The organism is Frondihabitans sp. PhB188 (assembly GCF_003752365.1).
Classification (GTDB): domain Bacteria; phylum Actinomycetota; class Actinomycetes; order Actinomycetales; family Microbacteriaceae; genus Frondihabitans.
Genome location: NZ_RJUO01000006.1, coordinates 111795 through 129237, shown reverse-complemented (window position 1 = coordinate 129237; position 17443 = coordinate 111795). Strand labels below are relative to the sequence as shown.

The following is a 17443-nucleotide window of genomic DNA, read 5'->3' as shown; positions in this document are numbered from 1 at the left end:
GCAATTGGTAATCGATTACCTTCCCCCCTACGGTAATCGTTTGCCGTGTAATTGCCTGACCCGACACTGGAGCACGAGATGCGAATTCGATCGACCCCTTTGAGAGCCCGACGGATTGCAGCGGCCGTAGCCGTATTCGCAGTAGCTGCCACCGCCTTGGCCGGCTGTAGTGCATCAAGCGGCACCAGCGCCAATGGATTGACGAAAGTGACGATGATCCAGGAGTGGCCCACGGCCGACGGATTCTGGATTCCTTGGATCGTCGCCAAGGACAAGGGCTTCTACAAAAAAGAAGGCATCGATCTCGACATCATGGCCCCGCCGAACACATCCGCCACGATGCAGTACCTCGGAACGGGCCGTGCGGATCTCGCCTTCGGAACGTCCGTCGATGTCGTCACCAGTGCCTCGAAGGGTGTTCCAGTCGTGTCGATCGCCCGGTACGGCGAAGCCAACAACTGGGGCCTCATGACCTCGACCGGCACGCCAATCAACCCGGCGAGCCTCAAGGGCAAGAAGATCGGGACGTATACCGATTCCTGGTCCGCCGCGCAGCTCCAAATCATGCTCGCCAACGTCGGCCTCAAGCTCAGCGACGTGACCCTCGTCACCGCAAGCGACGACACCGTTCCTCTGCTGGTGCAGAAAAAAGTGGATGCCATTACGGGTGTCACGAATGCTGAAGGCAGCGAGCTGACTTCCTTGGGACAGAAATACAGCGTCGCCCTGGCGAAGAACTACGGCGCCCCCAACGCGCCCGTGTTCTCTCTCGCTGCAAACAGCTCCTGGCTGAGCAAGAATCCGGCGTTGGCCAAGAAGTTCTTGAAGGCGACGATCGAGGGCATGAACTATGCCCGCTCACACCCGACCTACGCCGTTTCCCGGTTCCTTAAGGACTACCCGAAAGCCGAAACGAAGGCCTTCGCCACTTTGCAGTGGAAAGACACCGCCCCGTTGCTCGGTACGGCGGGTAAAACGCTGACGGCAAGTGACCTCACCCAGACCAACGCCGCCTGGACCGACATCGTCGACGCGGCAGCGAAGTATAAAGTCATCGATAAAGCAGGAAAGGTCAGCAGCTACTATACGAACAGTGCGCTGCAGAAATAATCATGAGCACCATTCTTCTCGCCGGCGAATCCTGGTCCAGCACCACCATCCACACCAAGGGTTTCGACTCCTTCATTACGTCCACATATGAGGAGGGAGCCGACGCTTTCCTTGCGGCCCTCCGCGCCGCCGGGCACGACGTCACGTTCCAGCCTAATCATGTTGCTGCCGAAGGGTTCCCCGCAACAGCCGAGGAACTGGACGCCTACGACGTGATCGTCCTCAGCGACATCGGCGCGAACACACTCCTGCTCTCCTCCCCGGTTTTCCGCGAAGGGCACTCACGCCCGAACCGATTGAAAGTCCTGGCCGATTGGGTCGAGGCCGGCGGTTCGCTTCTCATGGTCGGTGGCTACCTCAGCTTTCAAGGAATTGAAGCGAAGGCGAACTATCGAGCAACTCCTCTAGCCCGTGTGCTCCCTGTGGAGATGGAAATCGGCGACGACCGACAGGAAGCACCCGAAGGTCCTCGCCCCACCGCCACCACCGATCATGCGATCACCCGGGGACTTACCGACGGAACCTGGCCCGCCGTCCTGGGCTTCCATCGGCTCATCGCGAAAGAGGACTCATCGGTTCTCGCTGAAGTTGACGGGTATCCGTTGCTCGTCGTCGGGACGGCGGGCGCCGGCCGGACGGCAGCCCTGGCAACGGACATGGGACCTCACTGGTTGCCAACCGAGTTTCAGAACTGGCCGGGGTTCACGGCCCTGTTCCAGCAGCTCATCGGCTGGCTCGCCCAGCCCAACGACTAAGGAATGACCATGACTCTCACCGACACCCCGCCCGCAGGGTTGGTCGCGGCCCAGCGGCTAGCCATCCAAGTCGCCGAAGAAATCGCCTCTAACGCGCAACCAGGTGAAACCGAGATCACAATCCGGGACCGCGCCGACCAGCGCATGCTGGAACTGGGAAGTACCGAACCTTGGACACCGACCGTCGTCGGTGTCGGCATCGGTACCCTCAGCTGCTTCCCCACGGACATCCCGTCAGAACGCTTTCTCTGGAACCTCGACCTCGGATTTGTCGACGTGCACCCCACCACCAAGGACGGTTGGTTCGGAGACTGCACCAGATCCTTCATCCGCGGCAACAACGTCCCACAACAGCGGGCCCTGGACACCATCGAGGCCCTCCACGCCGGCGTTCTCGCCGCAGCCCGCCCTGGCATGCGCGCCTGCGATTGGTTCGCTGAGTTCGAAGCTCTCAGAGCACCAACCGGACTGCTGCTTCTTGATCGGCTCCAGAACATCGGCCACTCAATCACCCAAGACTCGTCGTACGACGAGGGATACATCGACGAGTGGAACGAAACCCCTCTTACTGGGGCCTGGGCAGTGGAACCCTTCATCGGCAACCACCTTTACGGAGTCAAAAGAGAAGACATCGTCTGGTTCGGCCCCACAAAATGCACGGTGATCTCATGACCACGACCACTGCAAGCCCGGTCAAGATCGAACTCCGAGACATTGTTCAGCGGTTCGACGCGAACCTCGCCCTGGACAACACCTCCCTGACCATAAACGAGGGCGAATTCGTCTCCGTTGTTGGCCCCTCGGGATGCGGCAAAAGCACCCTCTTCAACATTCTCTCCGGCATCCTCACCCCCACCGAGGGTCACGCATTCATCGACGGTCAAGACATCACAGGTCAACCGGGACACGTCGGTTACATGCTTCAGAAGGACCTTCTCCTCCCCTGGAAAAGTGCCCTCGAGAACATCACCCTCGGCAAGGCCCTCCACGGCCGAGTCTCGACGCAGGACCGCCAGGACGCAGCCGACATGGCTCGCCGTTACGGCCTCGGAGACTTCCTCAACCACTTCCCTCACGCCATGAGCGGCGGGATGAGACAACGCGTGGCCCTGATGCGCACCTTGAGCTTCGCTCGCGACGTGATGCTCCTCGACGAACCCTTCGGGGCACTCGACAGCCAAACACGCCTGGAAATGCAGGAATGGCTCCTCCAGGTGTGGCAAGAAACCGGCAGCACCATTCTGTTCGTCACCCACGACGTCGAAGAGGCCATCTTCTTGTCGGACCGCGTCGTCGTCATGTCACCCCGGCCGGGACGCATTCAGGAAATTATCAACGTCGACATCGAACGCCCCCGCCGCATCCGGGACCTCACCGATCCCCGGTTCATGGCCTACAAAGCACGAGCACTCGAACTCATTTACGGCAACGCAAAGGCTGGTGCCTAATGCCCACAAACCTCAGCTCTCGCTGGTGGCTCGACATCCTCATCCCCATCGCCTCCATCGTCGGCCTCCTCCTGGTCTGGTGGCTCGTCGTCGTCGCCTTCCACATCCCTTCGTTTGTCCTCCCGACACCGATGGCAACCTTCCAAGCGATCGGATCGGATTGGGCAACGATCGCGCAAGGCATCCTCGTCACCTCGCAGTCATTCGTTCTCGGCTTCGTGATCGGTTCCGCCCTCGGGTTCCTCCTCGCGATCGTCATGTCCCAGTCCGAGCTGCTGTACCGGTTCCTCTACCCCGTCCTGATCATCACGCAGGCGATTCCCGTCGTCGCCATCGGCGCAGCCCTCGTCATTTGGCTCGGTTTCGGCCTGGCCCCGAAGCTTTTCATCGTCGGGCTCATCGTCTTCTTCCCTGTCCTCGTCAACGTCCTCGACGGACTCCACTCCGTTGACCGTGACTCCATCAACCTGGCCCGCGCCATGGGGGCCAGCCGCTGGAAGATCTTCACCCTCGTCCGCCTCCCGGCAACCTTCACCCCGCTTTTTTCTGCCCTGAAGATGTCGGCGACGTTCTCGGTCACGGGCGCGGTTCTTGCGGAGTCGACAGCTTCAACCACGGGGGGCCTGGGGGTCTACCTCGCCATCCAGCAGTCGAGGTTCAACACGGCCGGCGTCTTCGCCGCGATTGTTGTCCTTGCCTCCATCGGCTTGATCACGTTCCTGTTGATTACGTCGTGGGAGATAGCGGCCACTCCGTGGCGGCGCACTAGCGTGGTTCCGCGGCGCCGACGCTTCGGGAAAACCCTTGCGGCCGCCGCATCCGGTACCGGCGAGCAGGCCTCCGTGGAGGCAGTCCATTCCCTCAGCCGACCCTGACGAGGAGGAGACCATGCCCAGAGCCACCATCAAAGACGTCGCCGCAGAGGCGGGCGTGTCTACCGCCACCGTGTCTAGGGCGCTCTCTGGGGCGCGAGGGGTCACCGCCACTCACAAGCAGCTCGTCCAAGACACTGCGCTCCGCCTCGGCTACCGACCCCACACTGTGGCCCGCGCTCTACGCCAATCGCGCACGATGGTCGTCGGCATGGTCGTGCCAGGAATCGACAACCCGTTCTTTCCCCAGCTCGTCGAACTCGCAGAAGCCGAACTCCGAACCCGAGGGCGCGCTCTTATTCTCACCAGCTCTCACGACGACCCAGACCTCGAAGCCCAGCAGATCTCGATGCTCCTGGACCGACAGGTAGACGGCCTGCTCATCAGCGCCTGCTCCAAAGCACACAGCGGTGCAGCTATCGAGAAGGTCTCGAACACCATCCCTACCGTTCAGTTTGACCAATATGCCGACAGCACCACCACCGCGTTCGTGGGTGTCGACGATGCCTCGGGCATGTCTCAGCTCGTTGATCTTGCCCGCCGAAGCGGAAGCCGAAAGTTCGCCTACATCGGCGGAGGTGAGGAGAACTGGTCGGGCCTGCGGCGCCGAGACGCGTTTGCAGAAAGCATCCTCGACATTGATCCGACGGCTGCCGGACGGATCTACCTCGGTTCCTTCACCCGCGACTTTGGGAAAACTGCCGCTGAGCGTCTTCTTCGTGAACACCCCGAGGTCGACACCGTTCTCTGCGGAAACGATCTCATCGCTGTCGGCGTCATGGACGTCGCCCGCAACCTCGGACTCAGCATCCCCGACGACCTCGCGATCGCCGGATTCGATGACATCAGCGTCGCCACCGTCAGCAGCCCTGCATTGACGACGGTCTCCCAGCCCGCACAAAAGCTGATGGGAACCGCTGTGGACCTCCTCCTGCGCGCTATCGACGGCGAAGACACCACCCGTATTCACGAGGAACTTCCGGTCCGTCTTGTCCAGCGCGGGAGTTTCCGTCACTTCGTCCAACCCGACACAGACCGCTTGAACCGCACAAGGGAGCACTCATGATCCGCCTGGCAGTCGTTCAGTACGAACCCGAATTCGGCAACATTAAGACCAACCTTCACGCCATGGAAACGGCCATCCGCGCCGCGGCAGCCGATGGCGCCGCGGTCGTCGTGCTTCCCGAGCTGTCCAACTCGGGCTACATGTTCGCCTCCCGCGACGAAGCTTTCTCGCTCAGCGAGGTCGTCGGCGAGGGCCCCGCCACAGCCCTCTGGAAAGCTCTCGCTCAAGAGCTCCACCTCTACATCGTCGCCGGCCTCACCGAACGCGTCGACGCATCCCTCTACAACGCTGCCATTCTGCATGGACCAGACGGATACCTGGCGACCTACCGAAAAGTGCACCTCTGGGACGAAGAAGCCCTTTACTTTGAACCCGGCAACCTTGGTTTCCCGGTCGTCACGACTCCCATCGGCCGACTCGGCATGATGATCTGCTACGACGGCTGGTTCCCGGAGAGCTATCGATCGCTTGCCCTCGGCGGAGTGGACATCGTCTGCGTGCCCACGAACTGGGTCCCGATCCCAGGACAGCAACCAGGACAACCTGGGATGGCCACCATCCTCACCATGGCTAACGCCCACAGCAACGGTGTCATCGTCGCCGCGGCTGACCGCGTCGGTACCGAGCGTGGGCAGGAGTTCATCGGCCAGAGCCTCATCGTTGACCACACAGGCTGGCCCGTAGCTGGACCGGCCTCTCTTGACGGTAGCGAAATTATCCTCGGAGACGTGGACGTCGCCGAAGCACGACGCTCACGCGCCTGGGGAGCATTCAACAACCCCGTGAAGGACCGACGTCTAGAGGCCTACGGCGTCGGTGCCGCCATCGGCGCGTGACTCCAGCCCAGACGACATCTGCCAACGACGTCCAGCCTCGGTGAACATGTGCACTGCGGACTCGACTGCCGTGATGTCGACAGATTCATCCGCGGAGTGCACTGTCGATGCATCTCCCGGTCCCCAGACCACTACCGGCGTTCGAGGTGGAAGAGTTCGTACGAGGACTGACGCATCCGTGAAATAGCTCGCCGGCTCGGCACTGACCTCACCGGGGAGCATGGCCACGAATTCGTCACGAATATTCGTCCAGACGGGATCCAGAAGCAAGTCGACGCCGACATCGCTCACACCGGGTCGATCCCGCCACCAATTCACCATCTCCTGGGGGTCCGTCGACGCCAGTCGATGATCGACCTTGATCACGCAGCGATCCGGCACCACATTTGGAACACTGCCTGAGCTGATAGCACCGACATTGACTGTCTCTGCCCCGAGAAATTCATGCGCGCCCAAAGGGATCTGCGGAAGTCCCGCCAAGACCTCCGTCATCGCCAGAACCGCGTTGACTCCCCTCTCGGGAGTGCTGCCGTGCGCTGCCCGCCCGGACGTCGTGACGGACAACCAAAGAGCCCCTCGATGACCCAAAACGACCCGATTGCCGGTGGACTCCGGAATGATCACCGCACCGACCGTAAGGCTTTCAAGTGCTGAAGCCACTCCACTAGCGCCCCGGCACCCCAGCTCTTCGCCGGTGCTCACGGCCAGAGCAACCGGTACACCCTGAGCATGCAGCTGCCGAATGGCGATCATGGCAGCGGCCAGTCCCGATTTCATGTCGGAGGAACCACGACCGTGAAGACGCCCAGCCACCACACGCGCGCCAAAAGGATCTTCACTCCACTCGTTTCCGTTCGTGACGGGCACGACGTCGATGTGGGCGGAAAAGAGCAAGAGTCGACAATCCGAAACGTGGGCTGGCATAACCAAGACACACGCATCACGCCCATCCGACGCGTCGACGAATTCGGCCGTCGATGCATCCGACCCTTGGAACCATTGCTCTACGAACTTGAGGCCTTCACGTTCCGCCGGCGATCCGGAGACCGATGGAATCTGAACGAGTTGCTCGAGAAGGGTAACGACGGGCGAAGCGGCCATTTGCAAAGGCTAACGAACCCTGCCTCTGAGATCCGGGCCTTGCGGCTTCCGATGTCACTAGGCCGGTTTACGGCGGGCTCAGCCCGATGCGGGACGTGCCCCGGTTCTGCGTACTAACCCGAGCCTTCCGGGCCGTCCGGCCAGGCCTCTCCGCGCTGGCCGGTGGCCGGTGGCCGGTGACCCAGTGAGTGACCGTCTATCGGGCGGTAAGAGGTGACGACTTTCACACCCGGTGCTTGGATCGAGAAAGGACTCGTGACGCAGCGCCGGGGGTGCGCGTAGCGTCCCGCCCATGAGCGACAACACCCAGACCGGACCCATCATGGACGGCAGCGACGACGCAACGAACGGCGAGAAGCTGTCGGGGTTGATCGAGCAAGTCGACCATGACCACGGCGGCGAGGGAGCGGAAAGTATGGCTGATCATTTACGCGGTCGGATGCCGAGACCAAGGTGGCACCCGAAGACCGAGGCAACACCGAAGACTGACACTCCCCTTCCCCGGAACACCATTCCGCCCCGGGCCACCAACGGCCTGGCGTACGCACCGGACGCCTACCATCTCACCCCCAACAAAGAAGGAATAGCTCCCATGTCAGACGCTTCAGACGCATCCGCTTTCACCACTCTCGGTATCGCGGACGGTGACCGGGTTCGACTCATCGGGCGAGCCCCGGACTTGTTCGATGAGGACAGCAAGCCCGCCGGGGTGACGGTCACGAGCTTGGCCTCGGAGTCCGCCCAGGTGGGTGTCATCGTGGTGGGCTCCGAGGCCGACCTTCGAGAGCGCCTGTTCACCGAGCTCGAGGGCCTGAAAGGCGCCCGCAAGGTGTGGATCCTGTCCCCGTCGGGCAGCAGCGACGCACCCGACGCGGATGATATTTCCGCTGAGGCTGACGTCGTGTCGTGGTCCGCTGCCACGAGCATCACGGTTCAGGATTTCATTGCCGTGGCGCTCACTTTTGACAACTAACCAGAAAAACGCCGGAACCGATGGGATCGGCGTCTCTTTCTCAAACGTCTTTATGAACTTAGTAGTGGCTCCCTGCGGGGGACCCGGCCGCGGCCCTCACGCAGGACAACGCCACCACGTCCGAAGACTCCAAATAGCCACCCCCGCACCATCTCTATTGAAGGAGAACATGTCATGAGTGACTCCCCGAACACCGACCCTGACCTCACCACGGACACCCCGGGAGACACTGTCCCGGACGACGCGCCCGACGTCGAGGTGACGTCTCCCGATGAGGTCGACCCAGACGACGGCACCGATGACGACGACGTCCCCGTGGACAACCCCGCGGGCTGATGTTAGCCAGACAACGAGAAGCGGGCCACACCGGAAGGTGTGGCCCGCTTCGCTGTTGCAGCCGGTTGCTGGTTAGTCGTTGCCGATTTTGCTGTCGGCGGCGTCGCCGGCTTTGTCGATCTTGTCGTCGAACTTCCCGCCGGTCTTGTCCGTGATGGCGTCTTCGGCTTTCTCGATCCCGGTGTCGCTGACCTGCTCACCCTTGTCACTGTTCAGGGCGTCTTTCGCGTTATCCAGCAGTCCCATAATCCGGTTCCCTTCACGTAGTACTCACCGTGCGTGAGCCCCTGCCCATTCGACTCCAGACACCCCGGTCTGGGCCAATATCGCCGGCTAGTCAAGTGCCGGGCCTGTGTTCCTCGGTGCTCTCTGTGACGCTGCAGCAGGAAGCAGAAGGGCCTGTCGCGCTGATTCCGGCTACTAATGGGGGTTCACGTACAGAACAACAGAAAGAAGGCCAGTCATGAGCACTGTTCCCCCGAACGAGCCTTACGGCTCACCCCTTTACGGCCAGACCGGCTACACGCCGCCGCTGACACCCGCCGGAGGAGCCCACTCCGCTGGCGGCACTTCCTCCGACACCGATTCGTCGGCGAAGGACGCCGCTACCGTGAAGGCTGGTGCGGCGAAGGAGCAGGCAACTCAGGTCGCTGGTGACGCGAAAGATGCCGCCTCGAATGTTGCTGGCGCCGCGAAGGAGCAGGCCGGTCAGGTCGCTTCTGAGGTGACGAGCCAGGCGAAGGATCTTTACGGGCAGGCGACGTCGCAGCTGAAAGAGCAGGCCGGCACCCAGTCGCAGAAAGTGTCAGAAGGGCTACGTTCAATTTCGGACGAGCTGTCCTCAATGGCCGAGAAGTCCGACGGTAACGGGCTCGCCTCCGAGCTGGTGCGGAACTTGTCCGGTCGTGCCGGGTCGGCCGCGTCATGGCTTGACGGCCGCGACCCCGGGTCGCTTCTGGATGAGGTGAAGCATTTCGCCGCCCGGAAGCCGGGAACATTTATCGCGATCGCCGCCGGCGCCGGACTTCTTGCGGGCAGGCTCACCAAGGCGCTGACCGCTGACGCCAAGTCGGACACGCCGTCCTCGACCACGCAGACGGATTCAGCACACTCCCCCGTCACGGAGGAACCGGCTGTGGGTTACGAGCGCACCGCGGAGCAGTTCGGTGACACCCCCGTCGAAGCAGGCACCGCGCACGTCGCTGCGACGCCGACTTTCGACGACATCGTTGCTGATCGTCCTTTCGGTGAGCAGCGATGACCGACCCGAACATCACCCCGGAAGAGAAGGCGGCGACTACCTCGCTTGGCGAGTTGTTGACGGGAGTGTCCAAAGACATTTCCACCCTGTTCCGGCAGGAAGTCGAGCTTGCCAAGGCGGAGTTGACGGAGTCAGCGAAGAAAGCCGGGAAGGGTGCCGGCCTGGTCGGCGGCGCCGGCCTGACCGCCCTGTTCGCCCTGTTGTTTCTGTCGATCGCCGCGTGGTGGGGACTCGGGTTCCTCCTCAACAACGCCCTATCCGCCGTGGTTATTGCGGTGATCTACGGCATCGTCGCCCTGGTCCTGTTCCTCCGTGGGAAGAAGGAACTCAAAGACATCAACGGAGCACCGAAAACGGTCGACTCCCTGAAGAAGATCCCCGAAACCGTGAAGCCCGGAGGCCACGCATGAGCACCACAGACAGCAGCGCCACGAACAACGGCGAGAAGAAGACCCCGGATCAGATCCGTGCCGAGATCGACGCCACCCGGGCTGGGCTCGGCTTCGACGTCGACGCCCTCGCCGACAAGGTCGACCCGACCCAGGTGGCACACCGCCAGGTCGAGAAGGTCAAGTCCCGGTTCACGAACGCGAAAGAATCCGTGTTCGGGGCCGTCCACGACAAAACCGGCTCCACCGGGAACGCCACGGACACCGCCAAGCAGGCCGGGCAGCAGGCCGCCGAGAAGGTCAAGGGCAACCCCCTCGCGGTCGGGCTTCTCGCGTTCGGTGCCGGGTGGCTGGTCAGCTCCCTGATTCCCTCATCGGAGAAAGAACAGGACCTTGCCGGCCAGGTGAAGGAGCAGGCCGCCCCGCTGGTCGACCAGGCCAAGTCCGCCGCGCAAGACGTCGCCCAAAACCTCAAAGGCCCGGCACAGGACGCGGTCGCGTCGGTGAAGGACACCGCCCAGGACGCCGCCGGCACCGTCAAAGACCAGGCACAGGGCGCTGCATCCGATGTGAAGGACTCCGCTCAGGGGTCCGCCGACGAAGTCAAAAACGCATAACAAGCCTTGTCACCCTTGGAAGCCCCGCCGCGTAGTCCTCGCTCGGCGGGGCTTTCCCATGCACCACCCATCAAAGGCGCCTTCTTGTTCTCTTCGTCCCCGCCGGTCCCGCAAGACCTTGTTCCCCTCCTTTGTCCGCACCCTCGACCAAACGGTCGGCCAACGCGACAACACGATGGTCCCTGCCGGCGCGAACGAGGGCCTGTTCACCCTGTCCACCACCGCAGATAAAGTCGATGACCCACGCGAGGCCGGTCTGGAGGTAGACGGGCATGGGAGGGTCCTCTTTTGCGTGGAGATTGCGGGCTGGTGCGGTCAACTTGATGCCTGGGCGGATAGAGACCCAGGGCTGGCCGAGTTAGTCGGCGGTGTCGGTTTTGGTCCACGTAAGACTGAGGCGTGCGCCACCGGCGAGCTCGTCGATGTGCAGGTTCAGGTCGGCGCCGAAGAGTTCGGATGTGTTCAGGTCCGTGTCCGCGTTCTGCGACTGCGCGACCAGGGAGTTCAGGGCGACGGCGACGGCGCGGCCCCAGTCCTGCGGGTGCCGGCTAGAAGCGGTGCTTTCCGCGGTGAAGACAGTCATGAGGTCACTCTTTCCGGGTCGAGGAGGCGTGCAAGAGCGCTGGTTTCAAGGGAGCTGAGGAGGGTGGCGACGTCGTCGTAGCCCTCGGCGGCGCCAGCCTGCCGAAGGAGCGCGTCGGCGGTGCCACCGGAGAGCAACCCGATCGAGGTCACACCCGCGGCGGTGGCAACCTTGATATCCCAGACCGAATCACCAACCAGGACCGCGTGATTGGCGTCGACTCCTCCCTCGTTCAGGGCGACGGCGATGATGTCGGGGGCGGGCTTGGCCTTTTTCACGTCCTCAGCGGACGTGACAGCATAGGTGTCGTCGCCGATGCTCAGCAGGGTCAGAAGCCGGTCGAGCTCCTGTTGCGGAGCGGACGTTGCCAGTACCACCCGGATTCCGCGTCCCGCGAGCTCGGCGACGAGCTCCTGGGCGCCATCGAGGATCTTTAAGCGGGGGGCGAGCTGCTTGTACCGCTTGTCATGCAAACCCTTGACGTCATCCCGGGCCGATTTGGGCTCGTCACCGATCAACTGGTCGAGGAGCTCGTCCGAGTCCGCACCGATGCCTTGCTGTATCCGCCAGGCGGGGACGTGCAGGCCGGCTGAGGTGGACGCGTAGTCCCAGGCTTCGACGTGGAGGAAGTTCGAGTCGACGAGGGTGCCGTCGATGTCAAGCAGCACGGCTGTCGGGTCGGCCATTAGGCGTCCCCGTCCGCAAGGGCAGCGCACGCTTCCACCACGGTGGGGTAGCTGCCGCGGGACAGGTTCTGTGCGTCGGCGAGGAGGTACTCGTCACCGTCCTGGGTGATGGTCCCCGCGACCAGGGCGGACCCTTCCAGCAAGACGTCCCAGGTGGTGGGCGAGGTCTGGTCGAGGGAGTAGGTGGGGGTGGTGTCGGAGTCGGCCATGGCGTCCTTGCATTGGTGAGCGGCGGCAGAAAAAGAGTGCTGTCGCTAAGACAACGAGTGGGAGGCCTGTTTCGTCACGCCGAACAACAAAACATCTCTCAATAACTAACGGAATAACGAAGCAGAGGGTCCCGCCTATTGGGAGAGTTCCCGGTCCAACCGGTCCAGGAGCGCTTCGAGAGCCACTTCGAATTCTTCATCGCTTCGGTCCTCACTGAGAAGCGGGCGGAGACGCAATACTTCAGGTGCCACCTCGAGGGACATGCTGCCGTCGCCAGCCGGGATGTCGGCGCCGCCTTCGTCCAAGGGTTCTTCCGCAGGTCCGGCTTCGGCTCCTCGGACCACGGACTGCAGGAGGAGTTGACCGAGGAGGAAGCTGCTGAATGCCCGGTAGGCGTTGACCGCTTGCGGATCGGTGAACCCGTTTTCGGTCAGAGCCTTCAGGAATGTGTTGACGACTTCGATACTTCGAAGAGGTGGTCGAAGCCAGGGCGCGGCAGGGTGCCGAGTTGCCACGAGCGGGAACGCCTTGGGGTGCTCGGCGGCGATGTGCCGAACCGCATGGGCGACCACTTGCATGAACGCCTGCCAGTGCTCTCCTTCTGCCTCCTCGAGGTGGGAGGTGAGGTCGCTCATCAGCGAGGCGACGACACCCTCAAGAAGGTCTTCTTTCCCGTGGACATAGCGGTAAAGAGACATCGCCTCCACGCCAAGCTCCTGGGCCAGGGACCGCATCGACAAGCCTTGCGGACCTAAACGGTCGATCTGACCCAGCGCTGTCCTGACAATGAGTTCGCGACTCAGTTTCATGGGAGCTGGCCCCGTCTGTACTGATTTTTTCGGTCGTTCCACGGCCACGATCTCCCTGTCGATCTGCGGTTTTTCGCTGACAGCGGGGCTGGAGACGCGGTTGCACTCGACAAAGCCCACGCTAGCAAGACTTACGTTGTAAGGTACTGTCGGGACTTACGTCGTAAGCCACGACTTTTCTACCTGAGGAGACAGCCCGGTGATCCGAACACTGCCCTGGGGTGGTTGCCAACGTGGGGTCGGTTTGTCCTTCATGGCTGTTCGCCTTCAACTGGTGCTGCCTTGTGCTACCGCGGCCGTGTCCCCTTCGACTCACGGGGATCTTCGACGTGCCCAGCGTTGACGAGCGTTCAGCCCTGGAGCAATTTGCGGATCCGGTCCTTGCTCGTCGGTCCGGTGACGGTGACGTCCGGGCGTTCGCCACGTTGGTCCGTCGGCATGAGCGCGTGGTGCGGGTGTATGCCCGCCGCATTCTCGGTTCCGGAGCAGACGTGGACGATGTCACCCAGGACACCTTCCTGACCGCCTGGCAGCAGCTACCGGGCTTGCAAGACACCAACGGGGTTCGCGGGTGGCTCCTCACGATCGCATCGCGGAAAGCCATCGACCGGGTCCGGGCGCGACGTGACCATGATGACATCGATGACCATGAACAAGCCGCCCGAACTGAGGACGGCCCCGAACACTCCGTGGAGGCCGCAAGCCGACAGCGAGCTCTGGGTGTCGCCCTATCAACCCTTCCAGTGGAGCAGCGGCAGTGTTGGGTGTTGAAAGAACTCGGTGGCTACAGTTACGACGACATCGCCACGGAGATTCATCAGCCGGTGAGTACGGTCCGGGGTCTACTGTCCCGAGCACGGAAGAACATGATTCGAGAGATGGAGGCCTGGCGATGAGCACCAGCCCTGACCCCATCCCTGACCCCGCCGCGAGGCATCTCCTGGACAGTGACGTCCCCGCCTCCGCTGTTTTCGCTTTGGAACCGGAAGATCTCGACGGATACACGGTCGATGATCTGTCCGACTATCTGGACGCCGGGATGACCCCTCGGGATCCGGTGATCGATATCTCACCGTCCTGCCAGATCGCATTGGCGGCCCTGTCGCGGTTGAAAGCCCTAACGGCGACGTTCCTCGAGGAAGAGGCAGCGTTGGAAGAACCCCGCGATGACACCTGGGTGACGTCGCTGTTGGAGAACATTTCCTTGGAGTCCCGGACCGGCCGGCAGATTCCGTACCGGGTTGCGGCCCTCCATACAGAGCTGGTGATCACCGAAGGTGCCGTCCGGGGTCTCATTCGCGCCGCGGGCGACATGGTGCACGGGATCCTCATCGGACGCAGCGCCCTGATTGGGGATGTGACCGTATTGGATGAGCCGGTCACGGTGGAAGTGGATGCAACGATTATTTGGCGCAACAACATCCCCAACGCGGCCGAGCAACTACGGGACGCCATCCAGGACACCCTGGCTCGAAACACCGACCTGACTGTTGCCGGGATCACGGTCACCATCAGCGACGTGCACATCACCCCGATGGAGAACAGCTGATGACCACGGCCACCCCCGACACCTCTCTCTCAGACGCACTGACCACCCTTGTCCAAAACACCCCGGGGGTGACTCGGCTGTACATGCCCACCCGGGCTGTTCCCGTATTGGGCACCGCTCACCGCGTCCTCACCGAACTGGGTGCTCCCGTTCCCGCCGCACACGTCATCGTCGACCCAGCCAGGGGTACCGTCTCGGCGTCTGTGGGCATCGACCTCTCCAAATCCGCGGCAGAGATCGGTGAAACGGTCTGCACCCGGATTCGCGAACAACTCGCGCTCACAGGGCAGGACATGAACGTCAAAGTCACCATCGCCTACATCACCGGCTAACACCCGCGCCGCTGCGTATTGCCGCAGCTTCAGGTGACCGTCCAAAAGATTTTCGGGCAATTCTGTGACGAATGGTCTGCTCCACTCGTTTCCTTAGTAACTGCCCCTCGTAAGGGGGACCACCACTTGCTTCCGGGGCAGTTGATCCGCCAGGACACCAGCATGGTGTTTTGGACCTCATCAACTTCAGGAGAACGTTCATGTCGAACACCACCCCCACCCCCAACGCCGTGATCCCAACGTCCTCGTCGAAGGCCGTCACCCCGGCGCACTCCACCGAGACCGGTAAGACCAACATCAACGACGCCGTCGTGTCCAAGGTCGCCGGTATCGCCGCCCGCGAGGTCCGCGGCGTCCACGCCCTCGGCGGTGCCGCGGGCCGCGCCATCGGTGCGATCCGTGACCGTGCCGGCCAGACGAACCTCGCCCAGGGCATCTCCGTCGAGGTCGGCGAGACCCAGGTCGCCGTCGACGTCACCCTCACCGCCGAGTACCCCGTCGCCCTCCAGGACCTCGCGGACAACGTCCGCAACGCCGTCGGTGACGCGGTCGAGAACATCGTCGGCATGGAGGTCGCGGAGATCAACGTGACCATTGCCGACGTCTTCGTCCCCTCCGACGATGACGACGACGACTCCGACAGCCGCGTCAAGTGACCCCCACCATCACCGGGATCGCCGTTGCAGCCGCCCTCGTCCTGACCTGGATGACTCTCGGCTTCGGCGCGTTCATCCTCCTCGCCCTCGCCATGGCGGCCGGGGCGATCATCGGGCGCATCGTCGCCGGTGACATCGAGTTGTCGGCCCTGCTGGACATCTTCAAGGGAAAGCGCTCCTCCTCATGACGATGACCGAAACGACCCCCACCCCCACGCGGCAAAACGAGTGGGAGAAGCTGCCGGGGCGGACGAAGATCGCACCGCGTGCGTTGGACCGGGTCGTTTCGGCCGTCACCGCCGACGCCCTCGGCGTCAACTCCAAGACAGTCTCCGTCGACCTCAACGACGATGGAGGCAACCTGTCACTGACCGTGTCGGCGCCAATCCGGGTTCCGTCGCTTCTGCGGATCGAGAACGAACCCGGGGTTGTTGACCGGCAAGGTGGCCCATTGCTAGCGCGGGCCAAGACCGCGCAGGAGCAGATCCGCACCCGCGTCCAGCAGCTCACCGGCAACCAGGTCGCTCGGGTGATCGTCAAGATTACCGGTGTCGACATTCAGGAAGAAGGGCGCGTCAAATGAGTACGAAGTCCACGTATTCGCGCATCGCGCGCCGCGAAACGCACTCCCCCAGGTCGGTCCTCGCGATCGTCCTGGCCGTGATCCTGATCCTCGCCGCCGCGTACGCCGTGATCGAGATCATCCTCGCCATCGCCGGACAGAAACCGCTTTTGGTCACGCCTGGAAATGCGGCAAAGGGCCTCGTCGGGGTCAACACTCTGCCCGTATGGATCTTGATCGTTGCGGGCATCATCCTCGCCCTGATCGGACTTTGGCTCATCATCGCCTCCTTCACCTCCGGCCGTCGGGCCCGGCACCTGATCCACACGGATCGGGCTGTCACGGTGATCGATAACGAGGTCATCGCCTCGGCCCTGGCACGCCACGCGTCGTACGCGGCGAACACTGACCCGGACAATACCCGCGTCTCGGTGACGCACAACCGTGCCGTGGTGGAGATGACGCCGGCCACCGGTCGGGATGTGGACAAGGGCAGGGTTCAGGACGCTGTTGACGAGCAGCTCGCCGCTTACGACGTCTCCCCGAAACTCCGCTCAAAAATCGACATCAAAAAGGCTGGGAAGGTCGGCGCATGAACACCACCAATCGTGGCGCCAACCGGCTCCTCATCTTCATCGTCGGCCTCGTCGTACTGATCCTCGGCGCTGCCTCGATCCTCCTCGGTGTCCTCCCGGCGTTCAGCTCCGGCTGGAAGTCGACCGCCCCGACAGTGTCCACGAACGTCGCTTCGACCTTCAGCGCGGCGCCATTGTTTGCGACCGGGTCCAGCTGGCTGTACATCGCCTTGATCGCCGTCCTGGTGATCATCGTAATCCTGCTGGTGCGGTTCATCGTGAAACAGGGCAACGGGCACACGTCCGAGCTGTTCCACGACGACACCACCGAACACGGGTCCACCATCGTCAAAGCCGGCGTCGCCAAAGAAGCACTCCAGGAAGCGCTAAAGGACCGCGACGACCTGGTGTCCTCGTCCGTCACCACGTATGACGTCCAAGGCACCAACGTCCTCAAAATCAGTGCCACGGCCCGTCGCGGGGTGTCCCCCAAGGATGTCTCCGACACGATCCAGACGCACCTGAAGGCCCTGGACCAGCTGCTCGGATTCGAGGTCCCGGCGATGATCCAAATCTCCGGCGGGTTCCGCGCCCGCGTGGCGAAGAAAACCCGCCTCGAATAGAAACGACAGCACCATGATCCGTCTGCTGAAATACCTGCCCGTGGTCCTGTCAATCGTGGGCGTCATTCGAAAGTCTCGGAAAGACGCGGCCGTG

The 17443-nt window shown here is 62.7% G+C and carries 26 protein-coding genes; 20 read left to right on the top strand and 6 right to left on the bottom strand.

The annotated features are described in order from the left end of the window. Positions 1–213 precede the first annotated feature (213 nt). Genes EDF46_RS17255 through EDF46_RS17225 form a run of 7 tightly spaced genes read left to right on the top strand, consistent with a single transcriptional unit; the run spans position 214 to position 6087 of the window. On the top strand, positions 214–1110 hold the full coding sequence (locus EDF46_RS17255; RefSeq protein ID WP_123507792.1) for an ABC transporter substrate-binding protein: 897 nt from the start codon (positions 214–216) through the stop codon (positions 1108–1110). Between the two features lie 2 nt (positions 1111–1112). Further along, positions 1113–1865 (top strand): glutamine amidotransferase, encoded by a 753-nt coding sequence (locus EDF46_RS17250; protein ID WP_123507790.1) that lies wholly within the window; start codon positions 1113–1115, stop codon positions 1863–1865. A gap of 9 nt (positions 1866–1874) precedes the next feature. After that, entirely contained in the window at positions 1875–2537 is a 663-nt protein-coding gene (locus EDF46_RS17245; RefSeq protein WP_158614305.1) for a M24 family metallopeptidase, read from the top strand. Continuing rightward, on the top strand, positions 2534–3313 hold the full coding sequence (locus EDF46_RS17240; protein WP_123507925.1) for an ABC transporter ATP-binding protein: 780 nt from the start codon (positions 2534–2536) through the stop codon (positions 3311–3313). The genes EDF46_RS17245 and EDF46_RS17240 overlap by 4 nt, the downstream gene beginning before the upstream one ends. After that, on the top strand, positions 3313–4188 hold the full coding sequence (locus EDF46_RS17235) for an ABC transporter permease (RefSeq protein ID WP_123507786.1): 876 nt from the start codon (positions 3313–3315) through the stop codon (positions 4186–4188). The genes EDF46_RS17240 and EDF46_RS17235 overlap by 1 nt, the downstream gene beginning before the upstream one ends. A 13-nt stretch (positions 4189–4201) precedes the next feature. Continuing rightward, the gene (locus EDF46_RS17230) at positions 4202–5251 is read left to right on the top strand and encodes a LacI family DNA-binding transcriptional regulator (RefSeq protein ID WP_123507784.1); all 1050 of its coding nucleotides are present in this window, start codon (positions 4202–4204) and stop codon (positions 5249–5251) included. After that, on the top strand, positions 5248–6087 hold the full coding sequence (locus tag EDF46_RS17225; protein WP_123507782.1) for a nitrilase family protein: 840 nt from the start codon (positions 5248–5250) through the stop codon (positions 6085–6087). Before EDF46_RS17230 ends, EDF46_RS17225 begins: the two co-directional genes overlap by 4 nt. On the opposite strand, the gene EDF46_RS17220 is transcribed toward EDF46_RS17225, so the two are convergent. Then, positions 6049–7188: a M20 family metallopeptidase gene (locus EDF46_RS17220; RefSeq protein ID WP_123507780.1), complete on the bottom strand. Its 1140-nt coding sequence runs from the start codon at positions 7186–7188 to the stop codon at positions 6049–6051. The genes EDF46_RS17225 and EDF46_RS17220 overlap by 39 nt on opposite strands. Before the next feature lie 292 nt (positions 7189–7480). Here EDF46_RS17220 and EDF46_RS18115 point away from each other — a divergent pair, with 292 nt between their 5' ends. Both EDF46_RS18115 and EDF46_RS18445 read left to right on the top strand, forming a co-directional pair. After that, positions 7481–8161 (top strand): hypothetical protein, encoded by a 681-nt coding sequence (locus EDF46_RS18115; protein WP_148061271.1) that lies wholly within the window; start codon positions 7481–7483, stop codon positions 8159–8161. 174 nt (positions 8162–8335) lie between these two features. After that, positions 8336–8497 (top strand): hypothetical protein, encoded by a 162-nt coding sequence (locus tag EDF46_RS18445; RefSeq protein ID WP_158614304.1) that lies wholly within the window; start codon positions 8336–8338, stop codon positions 8495–8497. A 72-nt stretch (positions 8498–8569) separates the two neighbouring features. Here the strand turns inward: EDF46_RS18445 and EDF46_RS17210 are convergent, their stop codons facing one another. Further along, positions 8570–8743 carry an antitoxin gene (locus EDF46_RS17210; RefSeq protein WP_123507776.1) on the bottom strand — a complete coding sequence of 58 codons (174 nt, stop codon included), beginning with the start codon at positions 8741–8743 and terminating at the stop codon, positions 8570–8572. Positions 8744–8960: 217 nt separating this feature from the next. On the opposite strand from EDF46_RS17210, the gene EDF46_RS17205 reads away from it, so the two are divergent. From EDF46_RS17205 to EDF46_RS17195, 3 genes are read left to right on the top strand one after another with little or no spacing between them, the layout of a single operon-like run. After that, positions 8961–9758: a hypothetical protein gene (locus EDF46_RS17205; protein ID WP_123507774.1), complete on the top strand. Its 798-nt coding sequence runs from the start codon at positions 8961–8963 to the stop codon at positions 9756–9758. Then, positions 9755–10168: a phage holin family protein gene (locus tag EDF46_RS17200; RefSeq protein WP_123507772.1), complete on the top strand. Its 414-nt coding sequence runs from the start codon at positions 9755–9757 to the stop codon at positions 10166–10168. Before EDF46_RS17205 ends, EDF46_RS17200 begins: the two co-directional genes overlap by 4 nt. Then, positions 10165–10764 (top strand): DUF3618 domain-containing protein, encoded by a 600-nt coding sequence (locus tag EDF46_RS17195; RefSeq protein ID WP_123507770.1) that lies wholly within the window; start codon positions 10165–10167, stop codon positions 10762–10764. Before EDF46_RS17200 ends, EDF46_RS17195 begins: the two co-directional genes overlap by 4 nt. A 358-nt stretch (positions 10765–11122) precedes the next feature. On the opposite strand, the gene EDF46_RS17190 is transcribed toward EDF46_RS17195, so the two are convergent. The 4 genes from EDF46_RS17190 to EDF46_RS17175 all read right to left on the bottom strand — a co-directional run bounded on the left by EDF46_RS17190 (position 11123) and on the right by EDF46_RS17175 (position 13172). Beyond that, complete coding sequence (locus tag EDF46_RS17190) at positions 11123–11347, bottom strand: hypothetical protein (protein ID WP_123507768.1); 225 nt, start codon at positions 11345–11347, stop codon at positions 11123–11125. Continuing rightward, a complete protein-coding gene (locus EDF46_RS17185) occupies positions 11344–12033 on the bottom strand; it encodes an HAD family hydrolase (protein ID WP_123507766.1) in 690 nt (229 codons plus the stop codon). The genes EDF46_RS17190 and EDF46_RS17185 overlap by 4 nt, the downstream gene beginning before the upstream one ends. Beyond that, positions 12033–12242, bottom strand: coding sequence for a hypothetical protein (locus tag EDF46_RS17180; protein ID WP_123507764.1), 210 nt, complete (start codon positions 12240–12242; stop codon positions 12033–12035). The genes EDF46_RS17185 and EDF46_RS17180 overlap by 1 nt, the downstream gene beginning before the upstream one ends. Before the next feature lie 135 nt (positions 12243–12377). Then, positions 12378–13172 carry a TetR/AcrR family transcriptional regulator C-terminal domain-containing protein gene (locus EDF46_RS17175; RefSeq protein WP_233580098.1) on the bottom strand — a complete coding sequence of 265 codons (795 nt, stop codon included), beginning with the start codon at positions 13170–13172 and terminating at the stop codon, positions 12378–12380. A gap of 209 nt (positions 13173–13381) precedes the next feature. Here EDF46_RS17175 and EDF46_RS17170 point away from each other — a divergent pair, with 209 nt between their 5' ends. From EDF46_RS17170 to EDF46_RS17135, 8 genes are all read left to right on the top strand, one after another. Beyond that, entirely contained in the window at positions 13382–13948 is a 567-nt protein-coding gene (locus EDF46_RS17170; protein ID WP_123507760.1) for an RNA polymerase sigma factor, read from the top strand. Next, positions 13945–14601 carry an Asp23/Gls24 family envelope stress response protein gene (locus EDF46_RS17165; RefSeq protein ID WP_123507759.1) on the top strand — a complete coding sequence of 219 codons (657 nt, stop codon included), beginning with the start codon at positions 13945–13947 and terminating at the stop codon, positions 14599–14601. The genes EDF46_RS17170 and EDF46_RS17165 overlap by 4 nt, the downstream gene beginning before the upstream one ends. Next, positions 14601–14933 carry a hypothetical protein gene (locus tag EDF46_RS17160; RefSeq protein WP_123507757.1) on the top strand — a complete coding sequence of 111 codons (333 nt, stop codon included), beginning with the start codon at positions 14601–14603 and terminating at the stop codon, positions 14931–14933. The genes EDF46_RS17165 and EDF46_RS17160 overlap by 1 nt, the downstream gene beginning before the upstream one ends. A 200-nt stretch (positions 14934–15133) precedes the next feature. Then, a complete protein-coding gene (locus EDF46_RS17155) occupies positions 15134–15589 on the top strand; it encodes an Asp23/Gls24 family envelope stress response protein (protein WP_123507755.1) in 456 nt (151 codons plus the stop codon). Further along, positions 15586–15777, top strand: coding sequence for a hypothetical protein (locus tag EDF46_RS17150; RefSeq protein ID WP_123507753.1), 192 nt, complete (start codon positions 15586–15588; stop codon positions 15775–15777). Before EDF46_RS17155 ends, EDF46_RS17150 begins: the two co-directional genes overlap by 4 nt. Then, positions 15774–16172, top strand: coding sequence for a hypothetical protein (locus tag EDF46_RS17145; protein ID WP_233580097.1), 399 nt, complete (start codon positions 15774–15776; stop codon positions 16170–16172). The genes EDF46_RS17150 and EDF46_RS17145 overlap by 4 nt, the downstream gene beginning before the upstream one ends. Next, positions 16169–16747, top strand: coding sequence for a DUF6286 domain-containing protein (locus EDF46_RS17140; RefSeq protein ID WP_123507751.1), 579 nt, complete (start codon positions 16169–16171; stop codon positions 16745–16747). Before EDF46_RS17145 ends, EDF46_RS17140 begins: the two co-directional genes overlap by 4 nt. After that, on the top strand, positions 16744–17349 hold the full coding sequence (locus EDF46_RS17135) for a hypothetical protein (protein WP_123507749.1): 606 nt from the start codon (positions 16744–16746) through the stop codon (positions 17347–17349). Before EDF46_RS17140 ends, EDF46_RS17135 begins: the two co-directional genes overlap by 4 nt. Positions 17350–17443: the final 94 nt, after the last annotated feature.

Coding starts and splice junctions, on each gene's coding strand:
- EDF46_RS17255 (WP_123507792.1), top strand. CDS start 214: ATGATCCAGGAGTGGCCCACGGCCGACGGATTCTGGATTCCTTGGATC.
- EDF46_RS17250 (WP_123507790.1), top strand. CDS start 1,113: ATGAGCACCATTCTTCTCGCCGGCGAATCCTGGTCCAGCACCACCATC.
- EDF46_RS17245 (WP_158614305.1), top strand. CDS start 1,875: ATGACTCTCACCGACACCCCGCCCGCAGGGTTGGTCGCGGCCCAGCGG.
- EDF46_RS17240 (WP_123507925.1), top strand. CDS start 2,534: ATGACCACGACCACTGCAAGCCCGGTCAAGATCGAACTCCGAGACATT.
- EDF46_RS17235 (WP_123507786.1), top strand. CDS start 3,313: ATGCCCACAAACCTCAGCTCTCGCTGGTGGCTCGACATCCTCATCCCC.
- EDF46_RS17230 (WP_123507784.1), top strand. CDS start 4,202: ATGCCCAGAGCCACCATCAAAGACGTCGCCGCAGAGGCGGGCGTGTCT.
- EDF46_RS17225 (WP_123507782.1), top strand. CDS start 5,248: ATGATCCGCCTGGCAGTCGTTCAGTACGAACCCGAATTCGGCAACATT.
- EDF46_RS17220 (WP_123507780.1), bottom strand. CDS start 7,188: ATGGCCGCTTCGCCCGTCGTTACCCTTCTCGAGCAACTCGTTCAGATT.
- EDF46_RS18115 (WP_148061271.1), top strand. CDS start 7,481: ATGAGCGACAACACCCAGACCGGACCCATCATGGACGGCAGCGACGAC.
- EDF46_RS18445 (WP_158614304.1), top strand. CDS start 8,336: ATGAGTGACTCCCCGAACACCGACCCTGACCTCACCACGGACACCCCG.
- EDF46_RS17210 (WP_123507776.1), bottom strand. CDS start 8,743: ATGGGACTGCTGGATAACGCGAAAGACGCCCTGAACAGTGACAAGGGT.
- EDF46_RS17205 (WP_123507774.1), top strand. CDS start 8,961: ATGAGCACTGTTCCCCCGAACGAGCCTTACGGCTCACCCCTTTACGGC.
- EDF46_RS17200 (WP_123507772.1), top strand. CDS start 9,755: ATGACCGACCCGAACATCACCCCGGAAGAGAAGGCGGCGACTACCTCG.
- EDF46_RS17195 (WP_123507770.1), top strand. CDS start 10,165: ATGAGCACCACAGACAGCAGCGCCACGAACAACGGCGAGAAGAAGACC.
- EDF46_RS17190 (WP_123507768.1), bottom strand. CDS start 11,347: ATGACTGTCTTCACCGCGGAAAGCACCGCTTCTAGCCGGCACCCGCAG.
- EDF46_RS17185 (WP_123507766.1), bottom strand. CDS start 12,033: ATGGCCGACCCGACAGCCGTGCTGCTTGACATCGACGGCACCCTCGTC.
- EDF46_RS17180 (WP_123507764.1), bottom strand. CDS start 12,242: ATGGCCGACTCCGACACCACCCCCACCTACTCCCTCGACCAGACCTCG.
- EDF46_RS17165 (WP_123507759.1), top strand. CDS start 13,945: ATGAGCACCAGCCCTGACCCCATCCCTGACCCCGCCGCGAGGCATCTC.
- EDF46_RS17160 (WP_123507757.1), top strand. CDS start 14,601: ATGACCACGGCCACCCCCGACACCTCTCTCTCAGACGCACTGACCACC.
- EDF46_RS17155 (WP_123507755.1), top strand. CDS start 15,134: ATGTCGAACACCACCCCCACCCCCAACGCCGTGATCCCAACGTCCTCG.
- EDF46_RS17145 (WP_233580097.1), top strand. CDS start 15,774: ATGACGATGACCGAAACGACCCCCACCCCCACGCGGCAAAACGAGTGG.
- EDF46_RS17140 (WP_123507751.1), top strand. CDS start 16,169: ATGAGTACGAAGTCCACGTATTCGCGCATCGCGCGCCGCGAAACGCAC.
- EDF46_RS17135 (WP_123507749.1), top strand. CDS start 16,744: ATGAACACCACCAATCGTGGCGCCAACCGGCTCCTCATCTTCATCGTC.